Source organism: Clostridium sp. ETTB3, from assembly GCF_053571985.1.
This window is the reverse complement of the sequence record NZ_CP199832.1, coordinates 705508-724346: the sequence shown is the minus strand read 5'-3', so window position 1 is coordinate 724346 and position 18839 is coordinate 705508. Positions and strand designations below refer to the sequence as shown.

Genomic DNA, 18839 nt, shown 5'->3' with positions numbered 1-18839 from the left:
TGTATAACTATGTCATATTATATATAAATTCAAAAATAGTGACAAGCAGAGCTTATCACTATTTTTATCATTAATTTCTTTACTTTATAAATCTAAAGTTATATTTATTTCTTTTTTCTATTTGATATAATTGCTACTGTTATTGAACTTATTCCTATTATAAGCAATACTACTATACTAATTTCAACTATTACTAAACTATTAAAAATTCCAGTTCCCTCAATTGTGACATTAATAGTTTTTGTAGCACTTAGCCCTTTCTTATCAGTTACTTCATAAGTTATTTGGTATACTCCACTTTTATTTATATTAACACTATCTTCCTTTATTATGATATTGTTAGTTAAATTTCCATCTTCCCTATCTAATGCTGTAACTCCATCTAATGGATTAAAATAAGTGCCTTTTTTTACTGTAATATTATTAGCATTAATGATTGGTGGGGTATTTTCTTTATTTAACTCATCTTCTGATTGAACAACAACCATCATTGCTTTATTTACCTTGTTTCCATCACTATCAACAACTTCATAAGTTACATGGTAATTTCCTTCAATACTTGTATTAACATTATTGTATATTGCCATAACCTTATTAGTTATATCTCCATCTTCTTTATCTGTTACTGCTACCCATCCTAATGGATTAAACTTTGAATTTAATGCTATAAATATATCATTACAATATATAACAGGAACATTATTGGTTTTTTCTTTTTTCTTTTGAGTATTCATATCCTTAACTTTTACCTTAATTACACAAGATGCTGAATTTCCTGAACTATCAGTAACCTTATATCCAACCTTATATGTTCCTTCTTTATTTACATTAACATAATTATAAACAACTTTAATTTTATTTGTTATATTTCCATCCTCTGGATCTGATGCACTTACCATTGCATATGGATCATATTTTGAACCTAATGCAACTGTTATATCTTCAGCATATATTATTGGTGATTTATTACTTTTAGATTCTGATTTAGCTTCAACAGTTACATTAATACTTTTGGTTATGCTTTTACCGCCACTATCAGTTATCTCAAAACTAACTGAATATTTGCCAATTGAATTTACATCAACTTTATTTTCTACAACCTTTATTTTTGAAGTTAAATCTCCATCTTCCTCATCACTTGCACTTACTCCATCTAATGGATTAAATTTACTTCCTAACTCAATTGTTTTGTCTGATGCATTTATAATCGGTAATGAATTTTCTTTTTCTTCATCTTTTTCTTCATCTTTTTCTACAGTTACTGTAATTGCCTTAGATGCTTCTTTACCATTAGAATCTTTAACATGATAAGATACCTTATATGTTCCAGCCTTATCTACATTAACTTCATTATCACTTATTTCAATTTTATTTGTTAAATCCTCGCCATCACCTGATTTAGCACTTACTCCATCTAATGGATTAAATTTGTCACCTACTTTTATTGTTTTATCACTAACACTTATTATAGGTTCACTTTTAGACTCTGGCTTTTCCCCTAATTCCTCATCTTGCTTTTTATCTCCCTCTTCTTCATTTTTTTCCTCTTCATTAGTTCCTTCATCATCTTTTACTTGTTTTTCATCATTATCATTTACTTCAACATTTATATTACCTACATCCTTTTTATCATTTACTTGTACATCATCTTCTTTAATATTTTCTTCACTTATATTTCTATCTTCTTTTGCCTCATTATTTTCCTCTGCATTAAAATAAGTACTTGGAAATAATAATGCTATTACTACAACTGCACTAAAAAAAATTGATAATGCCTTTTTCATCTATTCCTCCATTATGTTTTAGAAATAATCTATTATAATAATATGGTGTTTTAAAAAATAATTTCATTATTTTTATAATTTAAAAAAATATTATTAAGATTTTATTTCAAAATAATGGCTATGGTTAGTTAATAATTATTTATTTCTTATATTTTCATCTACTCCAATTTTTCTTAATAACTCATATCTATAAATATTATCAGCTTATTCACATAATTGTTGAAGTACTAATATAGCTGCTAATGTTATTAAAAATATAATTCCTATATAAATTGCTAAATAAGAAATCATTACCCATAATTCTGTTGCTTCAACTTCTTCCTTAGTTATATAACAAAAATCGCACACCATTTTGGTGTGCGTATTTTATAATTATTGAAGATTAAAAATATACATATTTTCTCTTGATACAATTTATTATTAATTAACTTATACAATATAATTATTTTTATTAAATTAAAATATCTTTTCTTGTAAAATTAATATGCGCAATTATATATGAAATTACACTAGTTGCAATCATAATAATTATTCCATTTTGAACTGTCATATTAGGATTATTAAATGTTAATGCACTACTTCCAGTTAATATACTAATTCCATCTGCATAATTCACAAATATTAAATGAGCAAAATCTTTAATTGTAACCATTAATTGGCTTGCTATAGTTAAAAAAACTGTAACTACTACTGATAACGCCATAGTTACCATACTACTTTTAATTAAAGTTGAAATTAAGAAAACTACTGAACAAGTTGCTACAATAAATAACCCTTGGAATAACATAGCTTTAACAAATAACTCTAAGTTAGTTCCTATATGACCTGAACCTACAACTTTAACTAATTCAGCTATACCTTCAGAATTTATAATCTTATTATACTTAGCTCCTAAACTAACTGGATAACTAGCTCCACCTAACTTACTAGTTAAGTTCACAAAAACAAAGCCTATAAGTTCTGCCCCTAAAATCATAGTAATAACTGTTAATGTTACTGCTATAAACTTAGATAAAAGTACTTTTCCTCTTGTTACTGGTTGTACAAGTAAGAATTTTAATGTTGCTGGAGTACATTCTCCTGAAACTATATCACTCATAAATACAGCTATACCACAAACTAAAAGCCCTGCCCCTAAAAATTGCATAAGTGAAGTCATATAATTATAAGCTTCATATTCCCATCCATAAAGTGGCTCAACATTATTATCCCTAAGATAATTATAAATTTCCAAATTATCTTGCTCTTGCATTAAATATCTTCTTGACCACTCATCATCATAATTTTTATAATCTTCTATAGTTTGCTTACTATACTCAATCATTTGATCTAATTTAATCTTCCATGCCTCTTCATCTAATCCATTTTTTATTATATATTCATAGTTTTTTATTTGCTCCCTTGAATTTTCTATAGCATCTTGTAAATATGCTATATATTCTGGATTAACATCAGTGTCTTTATTTGATTCAAGTTCTTCATTATAATACTTTAAATTATCTTGAGCCATTTTTAATTGTCTTTCTGGTGAATTCCATATCCTCATATTTTTATCATCCCTATATTGCGCAAATATAGTTATTAATATAAATGCTGCAAAAAGCGAAAATACTATCCAAGTCTTAGACTTTTTCATAAGCTTTATTAATTCATTTTTTATTAAAGTAAATAACATTATCTTATTCCTCCCTCAACTAATTCCATATATCTTTGCTCTAAGCCTTTTCTTTCTTTATAGATTTCTTCAATATTAAAATTATTACATGCTAAATGCTTAACTAGTCTAGACGTTGAGTTAGATTCTAATATTATTTGTAATCCTTTATCATTAATTTTACATGATGAAACATAAGTTAATTTTTTAACTTCATTTTCAATCATTTTCTTATCATCATTAGAAACTACACAAATTATATCTTTTTCAGTCTCCATAGAATTTGTATCTGAATTTATTTTTTCTACAGCCTTAATTACTCCATCATTAATAAATGCCACCTTATCACAAAGATTTTGAACTTCTGATAATATATGTGATGATACAAATACAGCCATTCCTCTTTCTTTAGCTGCCTTTTGTACAACTTCTCTAAAATCTAATATACCTGATGGATCTAAACCATTAGTTGGTTCATCTAAAATTAATAGCTTTGGTTTTGATAATAAAGATGCTGCAAGCCCTAATCTTTGCTTCATTCCTAAGGAATATTTCTTTACTTTATCATCAATTCTTCCCTCAAGACCAACAAGCTTTATAGTTTCCTCTACATCTTCTTTAGAGACATTTCTTATTCTTGCAATTTGCATAAGATTTTCTCTTCCCGATAAGTATTTATATAACTCTGGATTTTCAACTACAGCTCCAACTTCCCTTAATGCATTTTTTGTATCATTTTTTAAATCATGTCCACAAATTTTTATTTCCCCTGATGTAGGATTAATTAATCCAACTAACATTCTTATAGTAGTAGTTTTTCCTGCACCATTTGGACCTAAAAATCCAAATATCTCTCCAGATTTTATATTAAAACTTATACCTTTTATAATTTCTCTTTTCCCTAATGACTTTGTTAAATTATTTACCTCTAAAACATTCATCTATATTCCTCCTACTATTTCTTGAAGTACATATACTACTATAATAAGTATTTCTTAATAAACCTTTTAATATTTCTTAATTATTTCTTAAAAATATATATTATAGGAAAATAAGTATATTTTCCCATAATACATCATTTCATTTATTGAAAATAACAAAGAAACTTCCGTATTATTCATCATCATCTCCTCCTTAGTAATTATATCCATAATTTACTTTATAGAACAATTATCATTTTTATATTTTACCATATATGGTAAAATAAATATAATTAAATTTTATTTTAAAGGTGGTATATTATGAAAGCACTTATTTTATATACTAATACTGGCGCAGGGCATGTTTCTGCTGGAAAATCTCTTTGTCATGAACTTAGAAATCTTGATATTGAAACTATTGAGCTAGATACATTAAACTTTGCTGGGAAAAGCACTCCCAAAAAAAGGAAACAAATTTAGATTACTATTTCATTTCTCACAGGAATTTATTGATAAGGGCATTAATCTTCCTGTTCATTCAAAATTTAGTAAATATGTAGATAAGATAAAAGCTAAAAAAGAATTAAATTTAAATCCTAATATGAATCATATAAAATTAATTAATATAAAATTTTAAATAAAATGACAAGCTATAAATACCTCTAAATGAGTATCTATAACTTGTCATTTATTATAAGCATCTTAATTTATTAATTTAATTCTCTTTGCTTTTCAATCTTTGAAATTTGCTTTTCACCTAAATCTGCTAATTCTCTAAATTGATTTATTGTTTCCTTTAGTTTTGGTAATGCTTCTTGCTTATAGCTACTAATTGAATTTAATGCTTCTAATGTATCTGAAAATGCATTTTTTAAAGTATCAACAGAAATACTGTTTTCAATAGCTTGTTTTTGAATTTCAGCCCCCTGCTCCTTTAGCATTTTAGATGTTCCACTAATTAAATCATTAGTTGTCTTATTTAAAATATCTATTTTCTTTAAAACTATTTTTTGATTATAAAGAGCACTTGCTACAATAGTTGCTGTCCTCAATGCTGAAATTGTTACATTTTTTGCCCTATCAACACCCCTTATTAATTCCTTATTATTTCTTCTTATAACTTCAATAGCTATTATTCCTTGTTGATTAACAACTATCATTTGCTGCATATCCATAACTCTTTGTCTCAATGGAAATAATATTTCTTCAGAAACAAAACTAATCTTATCTGAATCTTCATTATTAGCCTTTGCATTATCTAATGCATGAGAAATTTCATCATCCATTAACATTCCCATTTCAATTTCCTTTGCCAATCTTTTTGTTAAATCCCTCATAGCAATTTCTTCAATTTCTAAAGTTGTATTATCATTTTTTAATGTTGTTTTTCCCCTTTCTAATGACTCCATAATATCATTAATAACAGTATCTGCTTTTTGATATTTATCAAAATATGCTCTTATAGGATTTGATACCCTTCCAAAAAGCCCCTTCTTGGTAAAATCTATCATACTTGGATCTAAATCTTTCATTGTTCGTTGTAATTCTGTCAATCCAACTGCAACTTCTCCACCTTCATCTCCCATTTTAGATAGATTTTTTATGCTAACTTCTAATAATTCATTCTTTTGTGAAGATCTTTGAATTGTATCTAGCCCAAATTCATCGATTGATTTTAAAATTTCCTTTCTTTCATATAAAGAATCCATATTTATATTCATAATAGCTTCTACATTACTATTGCTTAATTTTTTTAACTTATTAACTTCTTCACTTGATGGTTTTACTTCTTCAACAACTTCTTTTTTTATTTCTTCAGCATCACTTACATTCATTGAAAATCCCATACCCATCCCCCTTATAACTTACATTTCTGCATTAAACAAACTACCTAATTTATATATAACATCATCAGAATCAGCATTAATACTTGTTGCTTCATTAATTCTTGAAATATTTTCTAATGCTTCAATATTTGCATTATATCCAATTGTATGAACTGGTATTTTAACTGATTCTAATATTTCTCTTAAATCATCTAGTGAATGTCCAATATTAGTTTCTCCATCACTTAATACAAAAAGCATCAATTTAGCATCTGGATTTTTTTCTTTTTCATCTAAAAGCATTTGCACTGCTACAGCAATTGCATCAAATGTTGCAGTTCCCCCACTTGCATCCATATCTTGTACAGCACCTGTAAATAATGATCTTTGGTTTAAATCAAACCTTTCTATTGGAAGATTAATATTAACATCATTAGAATAAGTAACTAATCCTATTGAGTTTTCTTCTCCTATATATCGTGAACCATTTAATAATGATTTTTTAAGTTCATTTAAAGGTTCTCCCTCCATACTTCCTGATACATCAGCTACAAATACAGCAACTATAGGCTTATCTCCATTTTTATTTTCCTTCCATAATTTTTGTGCTTGTAATATAGTATTTCCATCTAAATTTTCAATTTCGCATTTATAATCTTCTAATGCATTAAATCCATCCTTAACTGCTAATTCTTGATATTTATCTTGTTTATAAAATTCAATAAACTTATTTAATATTTCCTTCTTTTCATTTGATAAATTACCAACAGAATATAATGGGCTATCATGCCTATATCCAAATGGTGTAAATATATAATCGGTCTTTAGCTCTGGAGAGTTTATATAAGTTTGATACTCCATAATAAACCCATCTAAAATTCCTGATTCTGCAGAATTTCTTAATTGAAGTGTAGTATAAGCTATTAAAGGTATATTATTTTGAAATTCATTAAATCCATCAATTGCTTTTTCACTTAAAGGATTACTTGAATCAAATGTAGCTAATGTTGATACCAAAAAATTTAACCCTGTTGCACTTGCAAATGGATTTGTGTATCCCATATTTATTTCTCCATTAGCAACTGCTTGAGTAATATTTTTTAAATTAATTGCTCCATATTTTTTTATCAATTCATCATACTTTTCTTTAGATATAAGAATTCCGGCTACATTTCCAACCATTCTATCATCACATAATTCTATTGTTTTGCCATTTGCCTTTATCATTTCTCCCCACAATTCATTTGATGGACTATATGCATCTGGAAGATATTTTTCTGATATTATATAATCCATTCCTAATCCTGAAGCAATTTCTCTAACCTTAACTGAAATTATCTTTCCATTTATCTCAAATTTAGACTCATTAAAATTATTTGCTACATCTATAAGCCATCCATCTTTACCATTTCCTGCTTTTTCTCCAGTAGAAAATATTTCAATATAACTATCAGTAGTATTTTCAACCTTTGCTGGATATTTATCTATATTAGGTATTGTATCCTTAACATCTTTTACCCCTAAATCTATAGGTGCCTTTCTTGGTTCTACTTCATTTATGTTAATGTCTTTACAAATCTTTTTTAATTTTCCTGTTGCATTTTCCTTACTTATTGTTTCTTTACTTTTTCCCCAATTTTTTGTTAAAGTAATTCCTCCATAAATCACACCAAAAATTATAATAGCCATGACTATTAAAATTCCTATAATATTGCCTTTCTTTTTTTCTTTCATGTTATCACCCCCATACTTACAAATTACTTATTATTTATAAAACTTTATCTTATTTATTAATTCATCAACTTCCTTAACTGCATTCATATTTTCTAATTCCCCATCTTCTAAACTATTAAATTTTGATAATTCTAATAAAACCTTATCTAGCTTTAATAAAATTTCTTCATTATTCTCTACAGACTCTTTTACAAAGGTTATGTATTTCTGAAACATCTCTATTTTTTCCTGTGATATTTTATTATTAATATTTTCTTTTTTTACTTTTCTATATTCTTCTTCATCAAAAATATTTATCTTATTAATTACACTTTTTAAATTTATATAAAATACATTAACAACTTCTGAAATTATATTTTTAAAATTTTTATAACTTATCTCATTTTCATTAAACTTTTGTAATAAAATATCATCTATTCTTTCTTGCTTTTTACTTATTCTTTCTATTTGATTTAACAAAATATCAATATCCTTTGAAAAAACCTTTTTATAACTATTTTCTCTTAATGCATTTATATAATCTTCATCATCTTCTAATTTAAAGATATCAACTTCTTCTTTACTATTTATAAGTATTTTATAATTGCCAATAATAAAAATAATAATACTCATTATTATTACTGTTATACCTATAGCTGTCTTAAAATCATCAATAAAATCTATATTAATTCCAATTAATCCTGGTGAAAAAACAACAATATTTAGTATTACAATGATAATATTTAATCCTAATAAAGAATTAATTTTTCTTATTTTCAAATTGCAACACTCCCTTATAACTTAAGTTTTCTAGTAATAAATATATTCCCTTTTATCACTGATTATTTACTTTTTTATTTTTTTATCCTTAAATTCACTTAAACAAAAAAATTAAAAACATCTTATATTAAGCTAAATTATTCATTTAACCTAATACAAAATGTTTTATTTAAGTGATAATTATAATGTTTTATAATACATATCTTAATTTAATGTATTATTACTTTCACCCCAAAATATCCAAATGATAACAAGACAATATTCCAAATACTTATCCCCATTGTTGAATATAATACAAATCCACCAAACTCAGCTCTTACAACTCCAGAAACTAACGATATTAGTGTTCTTATAACAGGTAATAACCTACAAATAAAAATAGCTTTATTTCCATATTTATTTGAATACATCAAAATTTTTTCTGTATATTTTTCTGTTTTAGGTATCTTTTTATTTAAGCAATCTAATATTGGAGTTCCAATATAATAACCTATTATGTAAAGAACTATACTTCCAAATACAGCTGCCACTATAGAAATTAAAATAACTAAAAGTAAGCTATTTTTTGTTTCACTTACAAAAGCTCCAATAGTAGGTAATACTATTGTTGCAGGTACTCCAGGACAGTTTAAATGTTCTATAAAGACAACGATAAATAAAAATATCAATCCATATTTCGAAAAATACTCCAATATTACATTTATATTCATTCATAATCACCTTCTTTACATTAAAATTCTCTTAAGTGGATTATTAATAATATGTATACTTCTACTTATATATACTTATTCCCTCCTATCACCCTTTATAAATATAAAAATTTTTTAAATTTTCTTGTTACCGTTTTCACATTATTGGAAAATAATATCATTAGTTGTATAATAATCTATGATTTAATAATATTTAACTATTTTAACATATTTTTAAAAAAATAATCACGGGAGGATTAGTATATGAAACTTTCTTTTAAAGAGCAATCGAATCGATCATTTTTGAAATTTTTATTTGCTCCATTAATTATTAACTTTATAATTGAGTTTTTTAGCAGAAGAAGCCTAATTAATACATTAGGATATATCTTTGGCTCTCCATTAGTATTTTTGTATAATTCATTAATTATTTTATCAACTTTATCTATAGTATTATTATTTAAAAGAAGAAGATTTTTATTTACTTTAATAACAACTATTTGGATAGGATTTGGTGTAACTAATGGAATTATATTAAGCAATAGAGTTACTCCTTTTACAGCTACTGATTTAACGCTTGCTGAATTTGGACTAGGAATTATATCTAAATACTTATCCAAATTTGTAACAACCATAATAAGTGGTCTATTAATAATTTTGGTATTATCACTTGTATTTTTATTTTTCAAAGGACCAAAACTAAAAGAAAAAATTAATTATAAAAGAAATATTTTAATTGTAACTTCTATATGGATAACCTTATTTGGTTCAACTAAGCTAGCTTTAAATACAAATATTTTATCATCTTACTTTGGTAATATTGCCTTTGCTTATTTAGATTATGGTTTTCCATATTGCTTTTCAAACACATTATTAAATACAGGAATTCATAAGCCAAGTGATTATTCATTAGAAAAAATTAAATCTATATCAAGCTTAATTTCATCTAATGAAACAGCTAATAATGAAATAGAAGAAAATAATATATTATTAGCCACTAATGGCAATGGCTTAAATCAAAATACAGAAGAAAAAAGACCTAATATAATTATGGTTCAATTAGAATCATTTTTCGATCCAGAATTAGTAAACTTCTTAAGTTTTTCACAAGATCCAGTTCCTAACTTTAGATACCTTATGGAAAATTACTCTTCTGGATATTTAACTGTACCATCTGTTGGTGCTGGTACAGCAAATACTGAATTTGAAGTTTTAAGTGGAATGAGCTTAAAATTCTTTGGCCCTGGAGAATATCCATATAAAACTATCCTTAAAGAAAGCACCGCTGAAAGTGTTAATTATAATTTAAAGGAATTAGGATATTCATCTCATGCAATTCATAATAATAAAGGAACTTTCTATAATAGAAACTTTGTATTTTCTCAATTAGGATTTGATACCTTTACTTCACTTGAATACATGGATATTGAAGAATTTAATCCTAATGATTGGGCTAAAGATTATTATTTAACTGATGAAATATTAAAATCATTAGATTCTACAGATGATTGTGATTTTATTTATACAATTTCTGTACAATCTCATGGTGATTATCCAAAAGAAAAGGTATTAGAAAATCCATTAATATCTGTTTATGGACTATCTGATGAAGGGACTACTAATTCTTTCACTTATTATATAAATCAATTATATGAAGTAGATCAATTTATTGGAGATTTGGTACAGGCTCTTTCTGAAAGAGATGAAAAAACAGTCTTAGTTTTATTTGGTGACCATTTACCTACTCTTGGACTTAAAGATGAAGATTTAGATAATGGTTCTATATTCCAAACTGAATATGTTATTTGGGACAACTTTAGTCTTGAAAAAGATAATAAAGATTTAACATCTTACCAATTAACATCATCCATATTAAATAGATTAAATATTGATAATGGTGTTTTAAATAAATTCCATAATCAATTTAAAGATTCTGAAGATTATTTAGATGATTTAAAACTATTACAATATGATATGTTATATGGACAAAAATATATTTATGGTGGAGAAAATCCATTTATAGCTACTGATTTAAAAATGGGAACTTATGATATTACTATAACTAATGTTTATGAAGAAGATGGCAATTTAATTGTTAAAGGTGAAAACTTTAATAAATATAGCAAAATTTATATAAATAATCAATATACTAAAACTACTTTTATAGATCAAAATACTATTATGGCAAATAATATAACAGTAGAAAATGAATCTTCAATTGTTGTAACTCAACGTACTAGTGGTGGTGGAAAATTAAGTTCCACAAATATATTTACTTATCCAATTGATGATGGAGAAGTAATTCAATTTCAATAATATTTAAGGGATGTATCATTATTATTTTAAATACATCCCTTATTTTATTTAATTTATTTTGGACTGTTTCTCTAATATCTTTAATTCTTCAAAAGTTATATTTCTCCACTTTCCATATCCAATATCATCTAGTTTTATATTCATTATTCTAACTCTTTCTAACTTAATTACTGTATATCCAAATGATTTACTCATTCTCCTTATTTGCTTATTTAACCCTTGAGTTAATATTATTTTAAAAGTATTAGAATTTATTTTTTCTACTTTACATTGCCTTGTAACTGCATCTCCAATATCAACTCCACTAGCCATTCCTTTTATAAATTCATCATCAAAATCCTTATTAACTGTAACTATATATTCCTTTTCATGTAAATTATCTGATTCTAATATTTTATTTGCTAGTACACCATCATTGGTCATTATTATTAGTCCTTGTGATTCCTTATCAAGCCTTCCAACTGGAAATATATATTGTCCATAATTAATATAGTCAATTATATTGTCCTTTACTTCTTCAGATGCAGTACACGTTATTCCTACTGGCTTATTTAGTGCAATATATATTTTTTCTCTAGGTTTTACTCTTTCTCCATCTAATAATATTTCATCATATTCTTCAACCCATTGTCCTGGCTTACATAAAACACCATTAACAATAACTCTTTTATCTTCAATTAGTTTGTTAGTTTCCTTTCTAGAGCAAATTCCATAATTGCTAAAAAGTTTATTTATTCTCATATAACTATTTTTTCCTCCACACGACCTATCTCTTCTTTACATTAATACTAAAATAATATCATGCTAAAAATAAATAACAACCCTATTAATTTATAAAAAATTTTAAATAAAACTTGTTTATAAGCAAAAAAATATAACTGGAAATAAACCTTCCAGTTATACATTTTATATATTCTTAATTAATAAAAAAATCGCTTTTTATAAACAATCAAAGTTAGTAAATTTAGCTTTTATTAATTCTTATATATATTCTTCTATTATTGTATTTTTTAATTATAATTTTCTTCCCACCCGTGATTGTTTTCTTGAGTTATTTTAGCTTTAATATCACTTTTAAATGTTAATGTAAAATTTCTATTTAATTCATCAATATGTTCACTATCAAATAATTTCAAACTATAATCTAAAATATAATAATTCCCAGGATCTATTTTTAATTCTGTAAATACTTCAGTTTTTTCATCTTGTACTCCAGCCTCTCCTAAATTAAATTTATATTCTTTATAATCTTCACCATCTATTTTAATTAATGTATCTTCTGTATTGCAATCTTTATTACAATGATTAGTATGACTATGTTTTTTATATTTTCTTATAACTAATGTACCTTCAAATTTAATCTTAGGAATTATTACTGCATTACTTTTAGATGTCATAAATACTTTTATATTTATATCTTTATTATCATCCTTTTCTAAATTATAAATAGTATAATTTCTTTCTTCATAATTAGGATGCGAAAAGTTTAAAACTATTTGCCCTGGAATAACACTAATAGTAAATTCACCATTAGAATTTGTTACTATATTTTCATTATTTCCACTATTTACTTTAACACCTTGAATGCCATTTTTAGTAGTTGCATCTATAACTTGTCCTTTTATAGTTTTTGTATCTGGTATTGTATCATTAACTAATAATCTAGCAAAATCTATACAATAACTATCTCCACCAGCAACCTCCGGCTTTCCTGTCACTTTATTAATTGTAGAACCATCTCTTGGATCATCAATCAATAGTTCAAGACCATCTTTTTCTCCTTCTTCAATTAAGTATAATAACCTTTGAGGAACTTGAAGAGTAACTAAGTTTGCTTTAGGCCCATGCTGGTCTAAATTGTTAATTATATTTTCCCATTCTGCAACTCTTATTGCTTCCATATCACTACCTTTTACCTTTAATGTAACTTGATAATTAACATTTGACTTTGCAGAAAATGAAGTTTGCCATTCTATATTTTTACTGCCTGTAGTCCACTCTTGGAATCTTGTGTTCCAATCACCATTATTCCATCTTTCACTCCATTTTTGCTCTGATGGTTCTGGCTGAATATCATTTAGCATTATTTGAATAGTAGCACTATTTACCTTTTTAGAAGTTCCATTAAAATCTCCTATCTTTCCTTGATACATAAAAGTTATAGGTTCTGCTGGCTGTAATTCAGACCAATTAACTCCATTTTGAATATAATTATTTTCATTATCTTGTTCCCCATCTTGCATCTTTTTTCTTATTGCACGATCTGTATAACCATCATAAAACACTTCACCATTATCTGTAAAAAGTGGTCCTATTAAATTATTTTTAAATAAACTTTTATCACTTGAATACCCATCGTCATTTACTTCATATTTATTATAAGTAAAACTATAAAAATCGGCAGCATTAAATGCCAGTACTTCCCTTTGCAGTGGATTATTATTATTTTGATAATTATTTGTTCTTCTAAAGCTATAAAAATTGATATTATCAGTATTTTTTACAATATTACTTATTTTATATAATTTACCCCATTTATATAACCATTCACCTTCTATCAATTCCATTTCTGATGATTGTTTGATTCCATTTAAAGTCAATAAAACTTTTATTTTTTCTTTACCAGTTATAATATAACTATATAAATTATCTTTTTCATACTTCATCTCATTTCCAGGCCACGTTGTAGTAAACCCTGAATCACTCCAATAATGAATCTTAGGATATCCATTAGCTGTTTCAAAATATATCTTTATCTGCTTTTCTTTAAATTCGCTACTTTCTCCTAATAAATTTTTATAAAAATTATAAAATCCACTTGTTACCATCCTTCTATCAGTACCTGGAGCATCACTTGTCTTCACTCCATTAGAATCAGTACCATCATATTTCTCTGGAGCATTCCTATCTGATCCATTTTCACTAATATAAGGATAAACATCTAAAGTATTTGTATTAGGTAATTTTCCTAAAAATATATATTCTTTATCTAGCTTTACACTTCCTTGGCCATATCCACCCTCAACATTTAAGTTATCTATGTCTCCAACCCATACTTCAAATTTTTTAGCTGGTTCTCTTTTATCATCTTTTTCACTATCTTCTGGAGGAACTATATTATTATCTTCTTTTGTTCCTCCATCCTTTAATGATTTAAATGCAAACTCTAATTCTACATTAGATGTTAAGTTAGACTCATTCGAAACTTTTACTCCACTATAAGTAGCAATAGCTCCTGAAGTTGGATTTGATATCTTATCATCTATTACCTCACCATTATTATATTCCCATTTACTACTACTAGTATCTATAGTTATTTTTTCATTTCCATTTTGTATATTCAATACATTTAGATTATTTCCATTTGACCCCTTTATATCTAGCTTATTATTAAAATATGCATAACTTGAAGATGCCGTAATTACTATAATAAATATAGAAAGTAATGTTAAGTAAATCTTCTTTTTCATTTTCTCACCTCATTATTTCATTTTTACAGTAGTTATTAATTATTATATTGAACTGTCAAAGTATTAATTGATTTGCTTTCCTTATTATTAAAATAAGCTAAAGAAACTGAAGAATATAATCCAATAAATATAGATATTAATAACATTGAAATTATTAAAACTATTTTTTTATTTCTCATTTATATTCCTCCCTTTAGAAACTTTAATATTAGTACCAAATACTATCAATAATATACTTAGTACAATTATTAAATTACTACTTATAATTGAACCTGTTTGAGGTAAATTAATTTCTGGTTTAAATTCTTCTTTAATCTTAAATACTTTTGGATATACTACATATTCATATTTTTTGTTTTGATATTCATTACCTGCCAATGCATCAAAATATATTTCCATTGAAAACTTTATTTTTGTATCTACTTCTAAAAATATAGGTTCATCTAAAGTTATATATTCTTGCTTCATTAATTGAGACATTTTACCTGAATATAATAACTTATCTCCTTTACTTATAGTTACATAATATTTATCATCCATTATTCCTGATGATATTGCTTCATTGGTTTCATAAATTTTATTGCTTTGTATATCACTTATAGAAACCCTTTGAAACCCTATTCCTTCTAAATAACATCCTTCATTCCATATATTTTCTATATAAAAGTCATGTACTATATCATCAGTAGGTTTCCAATATCCATCTTTTTCAAAATCATATATTTCATTACATTTTTTATATGCCTTTACACCATAATTATTAACTGTAAAAAACAACAAAAAAACTATGAAAAAGCAAGTAGTAAACTTAGCTGTTCTTTTACACATAAGCACTTCCTTATATAAATATAGAACCATAAGAAAACTTATAGTTCTATATTATAAATTTGTATTTTAATGATATTAAACTAAATAGATAAAAGATTACTTCTCATTAAATCTATCTTCAATTCTATTTCCAGTTCCATTTTCATTCCATCCAGTATTATTTTCTTGAGTTGCTTGTATTTCAATAATTTGTGATAAATCTAAATTTTCTATAGTTCCGCTAACATTTGTTGCATTTTGATAGCTATTATCTGTTATTAATGGTAATTCAAATCTTACATCAATAGCATTATCTAATATTGTATTACCTGGTACAACTCCTAATCCTATTACATTTCCACCTTGAAGAGCAACTTCTTCTCCATTTATATACATTACCCATCCAGCATCATTCATTGCTTGTATCATTGCTTGTGCTTTATCATCAGTTTTTACAACTAATTGCATTTTAACCGTTAAATTACTTTTATTAGTTACAACTAATCCAGTTGTTCCATCTCCTTGAGGAACACCTAAAACAATAGCATCTCCTGGTCTAGTATAATTAATTTTAGTTGGTAATTCTGCTCCAATCTCAACTCTTTGTATTCCATTTACATTTGATTTTTGGGGTCCTTCTATATCAGGCGTTCTGTTTGAATTTATAAATTCTTCATTTCTTACAGCAAGTTCTTCTAAACTATATTTAACAACATCATAAGACCAATCTAAATTACCAGTTCCATTATTAGTAACCTCTGATGATACTTCTACCTTACCATTTGTAATATTTAATTTTTGTAGTTTATTATTTTCACCATTACCTTTAATTTCACTTGTTGTTCCTGTAAAGTAAGCAAATGATCCTAACGATCCCACTAATAATGTTGCTCCAATTAATAAAGCTCCTATTCTTTTTTTATTCATTATTATCTCTCCCTTTAATATTTTAAATTTTTATGTAATAAATTACTTTATCAATAAACTTATTTACCTTAATTTTTTATTATTTTTCTTTTCCTTCTTATCATCTACAAAGCAAATTTCATAAATTATAATAATTACTATAATTATAGATATCACTATAATTCCAATTGGAGACCCCACAAATGAGTAAAAGTAACCAATCTTAGGTACCTTAAACATATACCTTCCAATAACATTTTCCTTAGTTAATGGATCATCAGCTAAATTGTTATTATCACCTTGAGTTATTATACTTTTATCTTCAAATTTAATAATTCTATGAGTAGCTATAAACTCTTCTTTTTGAAAAGTTATAATATCACCAGCTTTTAAATTATCAACATTAATTTTCTTAATAAAGATAACATCACCTGGATCCATTGCTGGCTTCATACTATCTGATAAAATTACATAACTTTTAAATTTTATTAAATCATAAACCTTATCAAACTTACTTGATATATTTCCAGCAAGTCCAATAAATAACGCTATGAAAAATAATATACATAAAAAGTTACATAACTTTTTAAAAACATCTTTAATTTTCATTATGATTACTCTAAACTTTCCTTATATTTTAATAATTATTTAAAAGAGAATTTAAGCTAAAAAACAATAAACAAATTAATATATAAAGTAAAATAATACTTCATTTAACAATTTGTAATATATTCCTAAAATTCACATTATAATTATATTTTCTTTATATTTCCTAGTCAAACATTTTCATTCGTTTTTTTTCTGCATCATATAACATTTTTCTTTTACTATTTTGAATGATTTTATAAACAAAAATCGACTTTTTCCACATTTTTATATTTTTTATATTATTATAAAATAATTATAAAACAATCATAAAAATGAATTTTATGGAAATTAAATTTTAATATAAAATTAAACAAAAAAAATCAAATGAACTTCTATATTAATATAAAAATTCATTTGATTTTAAAATTTAATTATTTATATTTTTACCCTTTGTACGGTTCAGTGTGAATATTAATTTCTTTAATATAACTTAATTTTGATATTATATCATTTTCTAAGTTATCTGCAATATTATGTGCTTCCTCTAATGTTTTATTATTATCAATAAAAATACTCATATCAATATAAGCAACAGAACCATATTTTCTTGATTTAAAATCCTTTATTCCACATATTTTTTCATCATTTTCAACCAAGGATTTAATTTTATTAATATCAGCCTTACTTATTGAACTATCCATTAATTCATCACAAGATGACTTTAAAATATCAATACCTACTTTTACAACAACTAATGCTACTATAATTGATGCTATTGGATCTAATCTCTTAAATCCTAGTATTGCCCCTCCAATTCCAATAAATGCTGCTATAGATGAAAATGCATCTGATCTATGATGCCATGCATCAGCTCTTAATGATGATGAATTAGTCTTCTTAGCTACCTTAATTGTAATTTGATATTGATATTCCTTAACTCCTATTGAAATCAAAGATACTATTAAAGGAAGCATAGTAGGCTTTATTATTTTATTTATATTAATTAAATTTTTAACTCCATCATATCCTAATTTTAATGCTACAATTATAAGTACTGATGCTAAAATAAAAGAAACTAAACTTTCTGCTTTTTCATGACCATATTGATGCTCATCATCTCTAGGCTTTCTAGAAATCCTATTTCCTATAAGAATTCCAATGGAAGTAATTATATCTGATGCTGAATGTAATCCATCTGCTATTATAGCTGTAGAATTGCCTAAAATACCTGCTATTACTTTTATTACAGTCAACCCTATATTAAGTAAAATTGATATTATTGTTACCTTATTAGATTCATCATATCTATTCACCCTAATCTCCTCCAATTATCATTTGATAATCCTATTATATGATTATGAAGTATATATGTACTTATTTTAATTT

The 18839-nt window shown here is 25.4% G+C and carries 17 protein-coding genes; 2 read left to right on the top strand and 15 right to left on the bottom strand.

Annotated elements, in window-relative coordinates:
• Positions 1 to 104: 104 nt before the first annotated feature.
• The 4 genes from ACUN06_RS03560 to ACUN06_RS03545 all read right to left on the bottom strand — a co-directional run bounded on the left by ACUN06_RS03560 (position 105) and on the right by ACUN06_RS03545 (position 4379).
• On the bottom strand, positions 105 to 1784 hold the full coding sequence (locus ACUN06_RS03560; protein ID WP_449390105.1) for an immunoglobulin-like domain-containing protein: 1680 nt from the start codon (positions 1782 to 1784) through the stop codon (positions 105 to 107).
• Positions 1785 to 1988: 204 nt separating this feature from the next.
• On the bottom strand, positions 1989 to 2135 hold the full coding sequence (locus ACUN06_RS03555) for a hypothetical protein (RefSeq protein WP_294398638.1): 147 nt from the start codon (positions 2133 to 2135) through the stop codon (positions 1989 to 1991).
• A 100-nt stretch (positions 2136 to 2235) separates the two neighbouring features.
• Positions 2236 to 3459, bottom strand: a complete 1224-nt coding sequence (locus ACUN06_RS03550; protein WP_449390104.1) for an ABC transporter permease subunit — start codon at positions 3457 to 3459, stop codon at positions 2236 to 2238.
• The gene (locus tag ACUN06_RS03545) at positions 3459 to 4379 is read right to left on the bottom strand and encodes an ABC transporter ATP-binding protein (RefSeq protein ID WP_449390103.1); all 921 of its coding nucleotides are present in this window, start codon (positions 4377 to 4379) and stop codon (positions 3459 to 3461) included. Before ACUN06_RS03545 ends, ACUN06_RS03550 begins: the two co-directional genes overlap by 1 nt.
• Before the next feature lie 300 nt (positions 4380 to 4679).
• Between ACUN06_RS03545 and ACUN06_RS03540 the strand changes: the two genes are divergently transcribed.
• Positions 4680 to 4838 carry a hypothetical protein gene (locus ACUN06_RS03540; protein WP_449390102.1) on the top strand — a complete coding sequence of 53 codons (159 nt, stop codon included), beginning with the start codon at positions 4680 to 4682 and terminating at the stop codon, positions 4836 to 4838.
• A gap of 230 nt (positions 4839 to 5068) precedes the next feature.
• Here the strand turns inward: ACUN06_RS03540 and ACUN06_RS03535 are convergent, their stop codons facing one another.
• The 4 genes from ACUN06_RS03535 to ACUN06_RS03520 form a co-directional block, all read right to left on the bottom strand.
• Positions 5069 to 6205: a toxic anion resistance protein gene (locus tag ACUN06_RS03535; protein ID WP_294368930.1), complete on the bottom strand. Its 1137-nt coding sequence runs from the start codon at positions 6203 to 6205 to the stop codon at positions 5069 to 5071.
• Positions 6206 to 6223: 18 nt separating this feature from the next.
• A complete protein-coding gene (locus ACUN06_RS03530; RefSeq protein WP_412857723.1) occupies positions 6224 to 7918 on the bottom strand; it encodes a vWA domain-containing protein in 1695 nt (564 codons plus the stop codon).
• Between the two features lie 30 nt (positions 7919 to 7948).
• The gene (locus ACUN06_RS03525; RefSeq protein ID WP_294127492.1) at positions 7949 to 8677 is read right to left on the bottom strand and encodes a hypothetical protein; all 729 of its coding nucleotides are present in this window, start codon (positions 8675 to 8677) and stop codon (positions 7949 to 7951) included.
• 209 nt (positions 8678 to 8886) lie between these two features.
• Positions 8887 to 9387: a DedA family protein gene (locus ACUN06_RS03520; RefSeq protein ID WP_291734803.1), complete on the bottom strand. Its 501-nt coding sequence runs from the start codon at positions 9385 to 9387 to the stop codon at positions 8887 to 8889.
• Between the two features lie 243 nt (positions 9388 to 9630).
• On the opposite strand from ACUN06_RS03520, the gene ACUN06_RS03515 reads away from it, so the two are divergent.
• Positions 9631 to 11682: an LTA synthase family protein gene (locus ACUN06_RS03515; RefSeq protein ID WP_449390101.1), complete on the top strand. Its 2052-nt coding sequence runs from the start codon at positions 9631 to 9633 to the stop codon at positions 11680 to 11682.
• A 48-nt stretch (positions 11683 to 11730) separates the two neighbouring features.
• Here the strand turns inward: ACUN06_RS03515 and ACUN06_RS03510 are convergent, their stop codons facing one another.
• The 7 genes from ACUN06_RS03510 to ACUN06_RS03480 form a co-directional block, all read right to left on the bottom strand.
• On the bottom strand, positions 11731 to 12423 hold the full coding sequence (locus ACUN06_RS03510; protein WP_291734799.1) for a pseudouridine synthase: 693 nt from the start codon (positions 12421 to 12423) through the stop codon (positions 11731 to 11733).
• Between the two features lie 269 nt (positions 12424 to 12692).
• The gene (locus ACUN06_RS03505; RefSeq protein WP_449390100.1) at positions 12693 to 15152 is read right to left on the bottom strand and encodes a carboxypeptidase regulatory-like domain-containing protein; all 2460 of its coding nucleotides are present in this window, start codon (positions 15150 to 15152) and stop codon (positions 12693 to 12695) included.
• Between the two features lie 35 nt (positions 15153 to 15187).
• Positions 15188 to 15331: a hypothetical protein gene (locus ACUN06_RS03500; protein WP_294127484.1), complete on the bottom strand. Its 144-nt coding sequence runs from the start codon at positions 15329 to 15331 to the stop codon at positions 15188 to 15190.
• Complete coding sequence (locus ACUN06_RS03495) at positions 15321 to 15980, bottom strand: hypothetical protein (protein ID WP_449390099.1); 660 nt, start codon at positions 15978 to 15980, stop codon at positions 15321 to 15323. Before ACUN06_RS03495 ends, ACUN06_RS03500 begins: the two co-directional genes overlap by 11 nt.
• Before the next feature lie 96 nt (positions 15981 to 16076).
• A complete protein-coding gene (locus ACUN06_RS03490) occupies positions 16077 to 16886 on the bottom strand; it encodes a hypothetical protein (RefSeq protein WP_449390098.1) in 810 nt (269 codons plus the stop codon).
• A gap of 63 nt (positions 16887 to 16949) precedes the next feature.
• Positions 16950 to 17474, bottom strand: coding sequence for a signal peptidase I (locus ACUN06_RS03485; protein ID WP_449390097.1), 525 nt, complete (start codon positions 17472 to 17474; stop codon positions 16950 to 16952).
• Between the two features lie 422 nt (positions 17475 to 17896).
• Positions 17897 to 18766 (bottom strand): cation diffusion facilitator family transporter, encoded by an 870-nt coding sequence (locus ACUN06_RS03480; RefSeq protein WP_294162608.1) that lies wholly within the window; start codon positions 18764 to 18766, stop codon positions 17897 to 17899.
• Positions 18767 to 18839: the final 73 nt, after the last annotated feature.

What these genes read in the sequence shown, in the direction of transcription:
- ACUN06_RS03560 (WP_449390105.1), bottom strand. Translation starts at nt 1,784, where the DNA reads ATGAAAAAGGCATTATCAATTTTTTTTAGTGCAGTTGTAGTAATAGCA.
- ACUN06_RS03555 (WP_294398638.1), bottom strand. Translation starts at nt 2,135, where the DNA reads ATGGTGTGCGATTTTTGTTATATAACTAAGGAAGAAGTTGAAGCAACA.
- ACUN06_RS03550 (WP_449390104.1), bottom strand. Translation starts at nt 3,459, where the DNA reads ATGTTATTTACTTTAATAAAAAATGAATTAATAAAGCTTATGAAAAAG.
- ACUN06_RS03545 (WP_449390103.1), bottom strand. Translation starts at nt 4,379, where the DNA reads ATGAATGTTTTAGAGGTAAATAATTTAACAAAGTCATTAGGGAAAAGA.
- ACUN06_RS03540 (WP_449390102.1), top strand. Translation starts at nt 4,680, where the DNA reads ATGAAAGCACTTATTTTATATACTAATACTGGCGCAGGGCATGTTTCT.
- ACUN06_RS03535 (WP_294368930.1), bottom strand. Translation starts at nt 6,205, where the DNA reads ATGGGATTTTCAATGAATGTAAGTGATGCTGAAGAAATAAAAAAAGAA.
- ACUN06_RS03530 (WP_412857723.1), bottom strand. Translation starts at nt 7,918, where the DNA reads ATGAAAGAAAAAAAGAAAGGCAATATTATAGGAATTTTAATAGTCATG.
- ACUN06_RS03520 (WP_291734803.1), bottom strand. Translation starts at nt 9,387, where the DNA reads ATGAATATAAATGTAATATTGGAGTATTTTTCGAAATATGGATTGATA.
- ACUN06_RS03515 (WP_449390101.1), top strand. Translation starts at nt 9,631, where the DNA reads ATGAAACTTTCTTTTAAAGAGCAATCGAATCGATCATTTTTGAAATTT.
- ACUN06_RS03510 (WP_291734799.1), bottom strand. Translation starts at nt 12,423, where the DNA reads ATGAGAATAAATAAACTTTTTAGCAATTATGGAATTTGCTCTAGAAAG.
- ACUN06_RS03505 (WP_449390100.1), bottom strand. Translation starts at nt 15,152, where the DNA reads ATGAAAAAGAAGATTTACTTAACATTACTTTCTATATTTATTATAGTA.
- ACUN06_RS03500 (WP_294127484.1), bottom strand. Translation starts at nt 15,331, where the DNA reads ATGAGAAATAAAAAAATAGTTTTAATAATTTCAATGTTATTAATATCT.
- ACUN06_RS03495 (WP_449390099.1), bottom strand. Translation starts at nt 15,980, where the DNA reads ATGTGTAAAAGAACAGCTAAGTTTACTACTTGCTTTTTCATAGTTTTT.
- ACUN06_RS03490 (WP_449390098.1), bottom strand. Translation starts at nt 16,886, where the DNA reads ATGAATAAAAAAAGAATAGGAGCTTTATTAATTGGAGCAACATTATTA.
- ACUN06_RS03485 (WP_449390097.1), bottom strand. Translation starts at nt 17,474, where the DNA reads ATGAAAATTAAAGATGTTTTTAAAAAGTTATGTAACTTTTTATGTATA.